Source organism: Tistrella bauzanensis (assembly GCF_014636235.1).
Lineage (GTDB): Bacteria > Pseudomonadota > Alphaproteobacteria > Tistrellales > Tistrellaceae > Tistrella > Tistrella bauzanensis.
Genome location: NZ_BMDZ01000141.1, coordinates 1 through 3832, shown reverse-complemented (window position 1 = coordinate 3832; position 3832 = coordinate 1). Strand labels below are relative to the sequence as shown.

The following is a 3832-nucleotide window of genomic DNA, read 5'->3' as shown; positions in this document are numbered from 1 at the left end:
CGCGCGAGACCCCCGCCAAGCTCCCAAGCCGTCAGCAGACGGCGTCAAACCATGGGTAGCGGGCATTCGGCAACAGCCTCTTAGGTTTATTATAATCTTTATATTATTTCGACGCATGCGGTCAGCGTCACATTCGCTCACCGCTTAGAAACCGGCCGTCCTGACTGGGCGATGAACGCGAATTCATGACAACAAAGTCGCCTGAATCGAAGCCGTCGGCCGATTCAAACACAACCGTCTGGGGATAAGCTGATGCGGGAGAAATCGAACGTCCTCCGCAGCTTTCAAATGTGGCGCTCGATAATTGCGAGACGCTGTTCGCCCCACTGAACGAGACATTGCCGAGGCGTTGCTCCGGCTCCAGGGCACGGCAGAATATCATCCCGTTCATGGCTCCTGCTCATAAGCAGGCGGCCGAGAACCGATCCCAATTGTCAAAACGATATCCTGACTGCTTGCCCTGCAATCAGCACCCAATGGCGGGCCGCGACCGATAGTGATGATCACTACGTTTACGCTATAGCACTATGAGTCTGCCTCAAAGGTCGGGAGATTGCGACCGTCACTTCTTCGCCCCAGGAACCTGCCGGATATAGAGATTTACGTCATCATCGACCTGATTTGACGGCCACGACTTTCCGGTGCGAATAAATCCATGTCGCGCGAGAAGCCGCTGCGAAGGGTCGTTCTTGAGCTGGATCGTTGCAAACAGTTCCATGTCTTTGCCAGAGCTGATGAGACTCGCCAGCACTCGGTCGCCATAGCCCCGCCTTCGGTGCTCGTCGGCAGTATGTAAATATCCTATTTCACCCAGATACTCCGCTTGCGGGAGTGGGATGCCGGAATCCTCCGCTACGTGGGCCTGATGTTCGGGATTGCATTTGACCGCGCCTGTAGCGATCAACTCGCCATCCTTGTAAAGGAAAGCCAGCAAGTGCGCTTGTGCAATCCGACCTGACAAGCCATTCGGAGTAACTTGCGGATCACGCAGCACCAGTTCCTTGAATTTCTCCAGCTCTTCGGGAGTGGCATCCTTCCCGGCTTTCACGGCCAACTCAATCATTGGCATCCATCCACCTCACCGTCCCCACGACTGATAGCCTTACTCCACACCGTCACTCCTTGGCCACGACGGTGTCATAGAGGCCGTAGTGGGTTAGCCCCTTATGGCTTTCGATGCCCGTATAGCGAAGTGAGGCGTCCTCATAGCGGCGGAACGCGAAGACGGCCTCGTTCATCCGCTCGGTGTTGAAAACCTTGAGGCGCACCAGCAGGTGGAAGTCGGCCACCGTCAAGCCGGTTACCGCAAGAAACAGGTCTGGTTCCAGCTTGGTGATAACATCCTGTAGTGTGTTCTCGCGGAAGTCGGTGAGATACATGAAGGCCGGGATGCGCGTCGCGAACTTGATGAGCTTTTCCTGAACGAGCTTGCGCTTGGACTTGTATTCCCTTTCCTCGTCCGTCAGCTCCTTCTTTTCCTTCGGCGTCAGCTCGCCGTCTTTCGATTTGTTTTTGAGGTCCTTGACCTTTTCACTCTTATTGATGATCGTCTCGATGATGTTGTCGCCCAGTGCGCGCCAACCTTCGATGCGTTCGACGGCTGCCATCGCCTCGGGGTTGTCGATGATGCGGCGCAACGTGTCATTGTCCACGTTGACCAGCAGCGCGGATTCCCATTTGCGCGCCAACAGGGTGGCCGATGTTCCGGCCATCGCAATGTCGAGGATGCCGCCCGCGTCGATCTGCGTCATGTTCGCGCCGTCATAGGCGAGCACGGGCAGGAACGAGACAAGCTCCCGCACGGCGTTTTCGGGGTTGGCCTCGCCCGGCGATAGGCCGATGCCGTATTCGGACAACTGCCGCAAAGCACGCGTGGGCGCGAAGTCGAACACGAAACAGACGGGTTTGAGGATTTCTTCCTCGTTCGGATTGTCGCCGTTGGGGTTTTTGATCGACCACGGCGATTGCACCCGGAACGCGGCCTGAAAATATGTTTCCGGCGATTTCAGGTTGCGCAGCATCAGGATGGACGACCATTGCGCCACCGTCACGCCGGTCGTCAGCTTGCCGCACGACAGGGTGATGGTCTTGGTGTCGTAGCCGCTGCCGACCGCCTGCCGGACGGGCGGCAAGGCGTCCAGGCCGATGCCTGCCGAAGCACCTGCCGACACGATCGCCGTGTAGTCATGCCAGAACACATTGTGCTTTTCCGCCAGCAAATTCGCCATCGCGTGACAGGCAGAGACGTTGGGCAGGAACCAGAACGAGTGTTGCAGGTAGGGCAATAGCCGCACATCGGAATACGGGAACGGCGGGCGAGTGCTAGTTTTCAGGCTCTCGACCGCCTGCGGCGCATAGCCGCCCCGGATGATGTCCAGCCATTTCTGCACATCGGTCTTGTGCTTGAACGCCGCCGCGTCGCCGGTGCCGGTCGCGGCGAAAAAAGCGTTCAAATCGAATTCGTCAAACTCCCCGGCGCTGGCGATCGCTAGCAGATCGTCGGGCATTTGGTAGGTCAGAAGCCGCATTTGCGGCAGCGCGCCGTAGGGATTGCGCTTGCCCGGATTCTGCGAGGCGAAGGCGGCCTTGGCGCGCTGTTCGTCGGTATAGGTCCAGTTGAATATCTGCTCCTCGATGAACTCGCCCGTGGCGAGTGCCTTGAAGGGGGTGCCGGAGAGATAGAGATAGGCCCGCGTGGTGATGGGCAGAAACTCGGCTTCGGATTCGGACAGCACGCCCAAATCCTCGTTCACCTCCTCAAGATCGTCGGCGTATTCGAGGCTGGTTTCCTTCTTGGCAACCGCCGCTTCCTCACCTTCGAAAAGCTCCTTCGCCGTTTCGCGCCATGCGCCGAAATGGTATTCATCGAACACGACCAGATCCCAGTTGATCGTGTGAATCCATTCGTTGCGCGGCTTGATATTGCCTGCCTTGTCGCGTCCCAACAGGTCTTGGAATGAGCCGAAATAGACCAGCGGCGTTTCTGCCGGGATTTCGCGTGGGTCGCCATCGACGTTCCTCGACTGGTATCGCCAGCCGTCGAAATCAACGTGGGATTCAAGATCGGTCTGCCAAGCATCCTCGACGGCGGGCTTGAAGGTCAGAACCAGCACCCGCTTTGCGCGGAGTTTCTTGGCGAGTTGGTAAGTGGTGAAGGTTTTGCCGAAACGCATCTTCGCGTTCCAGAGGAAGCGCGGAACGGCGTTGGCGTCTTGGTCCCAGCGGGAATGATAATAGGCGTAGGTCTGTTCCACTGCCTCCACCTGTTCCTTACGCGGCGGGAAATTCTCGTGGTGCGTGCCAGTGAATTGCTGACCGCTCCGCAATTCGGCCAGCACGGTTTTCACGTCGGCCACCGCGCATTGCATCCATTCGAGCTGCGCATTGGCGAAGCCCTTGCGCTTCAAGGTTTCGCGCACGGTATGATCGGTGATGATGCCGCCATCGTCCCGTTCGGCGCGCTCATCCAGCTCGATAGTGTAATTGGTGATGGCGGCGGTTTTGAGCTGTTCGGCCACGCGCTGCTTTACGTTGCGGGTTGTTTGGCCGACTTTGAGGAGACCCTCATGCGCCGCGTCAGCAATGGCATAGGCATAGATGCGCGGGCGCGCTTCCGGCTTCGAAGTGAGGATTTCCTCGATTGTCGGCTTATTCATCTTCACCGTCATCCACAGACACTTCACCAAATAAATCACCTACCAAATCCATCGGGCGAACGATCTTTTCGATGAACGCTATTTCCTCCTCAGTGGAGGCTGTTGCCGAATGCCCGCTACCCATGGTTTGACGCCGTCTGCTGACGGCTTGGGAGCTTGGCGGGGGTCTCGCGCGG

4 protein-coding genes are annotated in these 3832 nt (G+C 57.8%); all 4 read right to left on the bottom strand.

The window, feature by feature from the left end:
* Positions 1-127: 127 nt before the first annotated feature.
* Positions 128-391, bottom strand: a complete 264-nt coding sequence (locus tag IEW15_RS24995; RefSeq protein WP_188583177.1) for a hypothetical protein — start codon at positions 389-391, stop codon at positions 128-130.
* Between the two features lie 171 nt (positions 392-562).
* Positions 563-1063: a GNAT family N-acetyltransferase gene (locus IEW15_RS24990; RefSeq protein ID WP_188583175.1), complete on the bottom strand. Its 501-nt coding sequence runs from the start codon at positions 1061-1063 to the stop codon at positions 563-565.
* A gap of 52 nt (positions 1064-1115) precedes the next feature.
* Positions 1116-3656: a DEAD/DEAH box helicase family protein gene (locus IEW15_RS24985; protein WP_188583179.1), complete on the bottom strand. Its 2541-nt coding sequence runs from the start codon at positions 3654-3656 to the stop codon at positions 1116-1118.
* A partial coding sequence (locus IEW15_RS26205; protein WP_229708820.1) for a hypothetical protein occupies positions 3649-3832 on the bottom strand: 184 nt, incomplete at its 5' end. The genes IEW15_RS26205 and IEW15_RS24985, both read right to left, overlap by 8 nt.